Origin of the sequence: Streptacidiphilus melanogenes, assembly GCF_000787835.1 — a bacterium.
Taxonomy (GTDB): Bacteria; Actinomycetota; Actinomycetes; order Streptomycetales; family Streptomycetaceae; genus Streptacidiphilus; species Streptacidiphilus melanogenes.
Genome location: NZ_BBPP01000009.1, coordinates 253,697 through 258,888, shown reverse-complemented (window position 1 = coordinate 258,888; position 5,192 = coordinate 253,697). Strand labels below are relative to the sequence as shown.

General features: G+C 73.7%; 5 protein-coding genes. All 5 read right to left on the bottom strand.

What is annotated here, in order from left to right; all coding sequences use genetic code 11:
- Positions 1–603, bottom strand: a 603-nt coding sequence (locus tag TR49_RS13495) for a Pvc16 family protein (protein ID WP_052434269.1), incomplete at its 3' end; no start/stop codon positions are given.
- Between the two features lie 11 nt (positions 604–614).
- Complete coding sequence (locus TR49_RS13490) at positions 615–1,136, bottom strand: hypothetical protein (protein ID WP_042381213.1); 522 nt, start codon at positions 1,134–1,136, stop codon at positions 615–617.
- A complete protein-coding gene (locus TR49_RS13485; protein ID WP_052434268.1) occupies positions 1,133–1,738 on the bottom strand; it encodes a ferritin-like domain-containing protein in 606 nt (201 codons plus the stop codon). Before TR49_RS13485 ends, TR49_RS13490 begins: the two co-directional genes overlap by 4 nt.
- Positions 1,735–2,349, bottom strand: coding sequence for a ferritin-like domain-containing protein (locus TR49_RS13480; RefSeq protein ID WP_052434267.1), 615 nt, complete (start codon positions 2,347–2,349; stop codon positions 1,735–1,737). Before TR49_RS13480 ends, TR49_RS13485 begins: the two co-directional genes overlap by 4 nt.
- On the bottom strand, positions 2,346–5,192 hold a 2,847-nt coding region (locus TR49_RS13475; protein WP_174501573.1), incomplete at its 5' end, for a putative Ig domain-containing protein. The genes TR49_RS13480 and TR49_RS13475, both read right to left, overlap by 4 nt.

The following is a 5,192-nucleotide window of genomic DNA, read 5'->3' as shown; positions in this document are numbered from 1 at the left end:
GGGGGAGGGCAGCCGGCCGGCGCCGAGCGCGATCTCGCGGGCGGGCGGCGCGAGGTCGGTCACCATCGGGGGCACGATCGGAACGGCCAGTTCGAGCACCAGATGGGCGCGGGGAGCGATGCCGAGGCCCGGCCACAGGCTCTGTGCGGAGCGGCCGGGCTCGTCGCCCGCACAGCGCACGAAGGACGGCAGCCCGGCCGCGGCCAGAGCCCCCGTCAGGTGCTCGTCGGCCAGGGTGTCCGCGTTCGTGCAGGCGTCGAGGAGCAGTCCGAGCAGCCCGTGCTCCTCCAACGCCCGCTCGGACGGCTCGGATCCGGCGTCCCCCGCACCCGTCCAGGCGGTCACGAGGTAGGACAGCCGGTAGTAGCGTGGCGCGGGCTGACGACCCAGCAGCCGCCCGTCGTCGCCGCGCACCTGCGTCCACCCCGCGGCGGGCAGGTCCTGGGCGTGGCCGCGCAGGTCGTACAGGAAGAGGCCGACGAACGACGCCTCGGGCTCCCGCGCCGACCAGTCGGCCTGCGGTGCGTCGAACCTGACGCCGGTCCCGGGCGGCACGACGCTCGTGGTCCAGTGCGCCAGCGTGAGTCCCGCGTCCCGCAGCATGTCCTGGCTCCCTAAGGCTGGTCGGCGTCGGGGGACGAGGCAGTCGGCTCGGTCCGCGCGGCGCGCAGCAGAACCTGGCGGTGGCTCAGCCACCGGTCACCGCACCCGCTCGACTCGTCCCCGGCGGCCACCGCGTCGGCGTACTCGTAGCTGCCGTCGGGGAGGATCCGGTAGAACATCCGCAGGTTGGCGTCCCAGTAGGCGTCCGGCTCCCCGTCCCCAGCGGCGGTCGAGTCCGGCCGGGCGGGGGCGGACCGGCGATCGGCCCACTCCTGGTCCCGCCACCGCCCGGTGGTCTCGTCGCGCCACTCGTAGACGCCGTCGCGCCAGTCGTAGCGGCAGTCCAGGCCGTAGCCGTCGTCGCGCATCGGCTCGGTGTACCGGCGCCGCTCGTACGTCGCCCAGTCGGAACCGTCGGCGGCCGCCGCGAACAGGTACTCCCGCGTGGTTTCGTCGAAGCGGCGGTACGCGGTGCCGGGGGTGCCGTCGGCCTCCGGATTGGGAAGCCCGGTGGCCCCCTCGCCGGGCGTCACGCCGTCAGTTCCCTGGGCGACGCGGCCCCGCCGGTGCCGAGCGGGCTCGTCACACCCGACCGGCCGCCCGACAGCCAGTCCAGCGTCGCCGCGTGCATCGCCTCGACCGGGGCGATCGTCGCTGCCGCGAGCACGGCCGGTCCGTCGCCTCGGAGGCTCCCTGCCGCGGCCACATGGGTCTGCGCGGTCCGGCGCTCCAGATCCCGCAGCGCGGACAGGGCCCCGGCGACGCTCGACGCCGCCGCGATCGTGTGCATCACGCTGCCGTGATCGGTCAGCGGAACCCCGGAGACCACCGGCTTGCGGGCGTCGCGCAGGATCGTGTTCCAGGTCGTGGCGTGCGCGGTGTGGTGGGTCGTCGCAGTCCGCACGAAGGCCTCCAGCGCGGGGTCCGGCCGGCCCAGCCTGCCCGCGCGCAAGGCGGCGTCCAAGGCCTGATAGGCGCTCACGGCCTGGTTCTCCAGCGCGGCCGCGAGGGCGACGGTGCGCAGGTCCGCCGTGGTGTAGGGCGACGGCGGGGTGCTGCTGCACGCGTCCAGGGCGAGGCCGGCGCCGAGCCCCGCGCACCCCAGGACGAACGCGCGGCGGGTCGGGGCGTTCACCGGACGACTCCCTCGTTGATCGCGGAGGCCTCGGCGGTGGGAAAGGCGGCGTACGGGATGCCCGCGGTGGCGGCCGTCGCGGGGAGTGTGCGTGCGGCCGCCTGCGCCAGTCCCGGAGCTGCATCCTCGGCGCCGAAACCGCCGTCGAGGAAGGCGCGTTGGATCAGCAGCTGCGCGGTGTGCTGTGCCTCGACCGAGGCGGTGTCCACCAGCAGCGAGCGGAGCCTCCCGTCCTGGCACAGGGTCGCGAAGCGGACGCAGGTCTGCGCGTTGACGTTCTCCAGCTCGGTGAGCAGGTCGGCCAGCGCCGCCGGGTCCGTGACCCGGGCGAGCCGACGGCGCACGATCGGGGCGTATCGGGCGTCCACGGCGGTCTGCCGGGCGGCCCCGGCGCCGCGGAGCGCGCGGTTGAAGGCGAGCGCGTGCGCCGCGTGGTGGGACCGGTTGCGGTCGACGAGGTCGCGCAGCAGGCCGCCGCCCCGCGTGACCAGCGGCATGGCCGCCGCGGCGGTGTAGCACTCCACGGCGAGGTTCTCCAGGGCCGCGGCCGTCTGGAGCACCTGGACGGTGAGCGGGGCCTGCGTCGGAGTCGGGGTCGGCGACCCGGTCATTTCGGGGCTCCAGGTGTCGGGCTGGCGGGGGTGGCTGGGGCCGTGTCGATGGTCGCCTGGAACTCGGCCGTGACCGTGTTCTGGCTGTTGTGCGGGTCCGTGGAGGTGACGGTCACGGTGAAGGTGACGGTGCCCTGACCGAGACCGTCGAGTTGGCCGGTCACATGGCCGGTGCTGTCGATGGAGTCGCAGCCGTCGTCGCCGCACGGCAGTCCGGGGGCGGCGTAGGTGACGGCTCCGCCGGGATAGCCCCCGGTGACGGCGGTGTGCAGGTCGAAGGTGAACTGGCCGCCGGCCTTCTGCGTGAGGACGGGGAACGACTTGTACGCCACCTCCAGCGCCGGCACCGCGGCCGACAGCGTGACCGGGGCGGAGGCGGACTCACCGAGCTCGTCCGTGACGGTCAACAGGCCGTCGAAGGTGTCAGGTTGGCACGTGCTCTGGACGGTCTGCGTGCCGGTGGGCGAGCCGGTGGGTGCTCCCGGTGAGTACAGGGAGCACGGTCCGTCCGGGGTGCCGTGGACGACGCCGGTGTCGAGGTCGACGTCGATCCCCGTCAGTGTGCTGCCGGGCTCGGGAGTGAGGGTGAACTTGTACGGGCCCTGGCCCCCGGAGGCTGCGACCTTCGTGCCGAACGGCGTGCCGATCGTGCCGCTCCAGGTGTACTGGGCGGCGGCTACGGCCAGGGGTTTCAGGACGACCACCGAGACGTTCGCCCTCGCCAGGGCCGAGTGGTCGGCGCTGTCGCTGACCGTGACGGTGAAGGCGTAGGTCCCCGGGGTGGCGGTGTCGAAGCCGGTGACGAACCCCGTGGTGGAGTCGAGGGAGAGCCCGGCCGGGAGGACGCCGCCGGTCAGCGCCCAGCTGTATCCGACGCCCGGGGACGGGTCCGTCAGGGTCGGCACCAGGGAGTAGAGCTGCCCTTGGATCTCGGGGGAGGGAGCCTGGTAGGAGACGCCCAGCGGCTTGCTGACGGTCAGGGTGACGGGCCAGGTGGCGCTCTGCACCGGTCCGCCGGAGTCCGAGACGGTGATGACGAGGTCCGTGGAGGCCGCTGTCGTCGGGGTGCCGCTGATCAGGCCGGTGGCGGCGTTGAGGGTGAGACCGTCGGGCAGTTTGTCCTTGCTGTCGGCCGGGGCCCAGGACCAGGTGTAGGGGGCGACCCCTCCGACGGCGGTGACCTTGTGCGCGTAGGTCTTGCCGGTCACCCCGTCGGGCAGCGGGTCCGGGGAGATCGTCAGCGATCCGACCACCGTGATCGACAGGTGCTCGGTGATGGTCAAGGGGGGTGAGCTGGAGTCGGTGAGCTGGACGCTGACGGGGAAGACGCCCGTCGCGGTCGGCTGGCCCACGATCCGGCCGCCGCGGAGGCTCAGGCCGGGCGGCAGCGGAGTGTCGGTCTGGGAGACGGTGTAGGGCGAGGTCCCGCCGGACGCGGTCACGTCCAGGCCCACGGACTGGTCCGTGACGTCGTACGGCTTCCCGTAGACCCCCTGGGGCGCGTCGGCGGTGGTGTCGACCAGGGGAGCCACCACGGTCAGGGTGAAGGTCTGCGGGTCGGTGCTGAGCGGCGGCTGACCCGAGTCGGCGACCTGCACGGTGAACGTCGAGGTGCCGACCGCCTTCAGACCCGGTGTGCCGCTGAGCACGCCGGTGGACGGATCGAGCGCGAGGCCCTGGGGGAGCGCGCCGACGACGGACCAGCTGTAGGCCCCGGAGCCGCCGGACGCCGTCAGCGTCTGCGCGTACTGTGTGCCGGCGACCGCGTCCGGCAGCGTGAGGAAGTCCAGTTGCAGGGGCCTGACGACGTCGAGGGTGAGGTGCTGGGTGGTCGTCTGGCTCGGTGTGCCGGCGTCCGTGGTCTGCACGGTGACGGGGAAGCTGCCGGTCTCCTCGACCGGGCCGCTGATCGTCCCGGTCTGCGGGTCGAGCTTAAGCTTGTCCGGCAGGGTGCCGGTCAGGGTGTACGCGTAGGGGGCGACGCCCCCGGTCACGGCGACAGCGGCCTGGTAGGCCTTCCCGTCCACCGCCTGCGGCAGACCGGACGTGGTGGTGAGCAGCGGGGCGACGACCCGCACGGTGTACGCGTGGGTGGTCGTGAGCGCCGGCTGTCCGGAGTCGGTCACGCGTACGGTGATGGTGACGGTGGCGGGGCCCTTGGCGGGGGAGGGCACGGATGCCGCGCTGAGGACGCCCGTCGCCGGGTCCAGCGTCCACCCGCTGGGGAGCTTGGCGGTCGCCGCCCAGGTGAAGGGCTGGGTGCCGCCGTTCGCCTTCAGCTGTTGCGTCCAGGACGTGCCGGCGACCGCGTCGGGCAGCGGGTTCTGGGCGTTCACCTGCAGGCCCTGGACCACCGTCAGGGTCAGGTGCTGGACGCCGGGCTGACTGGGCATCGCCGGATCGGTGGCCAGCAGCGTGAACGGGAAGACGCCTGTCTGCGTGGCCTTTCCGCTGAGGACTCCGGCCGAGGAGAGGCTGAGGCCGTCCGGCAGGGCGCCCTGGCCCGGCGCGAGCGACCAGGTGCAGGTCGTGGTGCAGCCGACCGCGGACAGCGTGCGCGCGTAGGCCGCGCCCTCGGTCGCCTCCGGCAGCGCCGAGCTGCCCACCAGCACGTCGTTGACGACGGTGAGTTGCAGCTTCCTGGCGGCGAACTCGACGGGCGGCCCGGCGTCGGTCAGGTGCAGGGTGAAGGAGGCCGTGCCGGCCGTCGTGGGCGTTCCGCTGATGACGCCGGTGTCGGGCGAGAGCGTCAGCCCGGCGGGCAGCGCGCCCGAGCTGATCTGCCAGGTGTACGAGCCGGCGCCGCCGGTGGCGGCGAGGGACTCGTTGTAGGGCTTGCCGGG

Coding starts and splice junctions, on each gene's coding strand:
- TR49_RS13480 (WP_052434267.1), bottom strand. CDS start 2,349: ATGACCGGGTCGCCGACCCCGACTCCGACGCAGGCCCCGCTCACCGTC.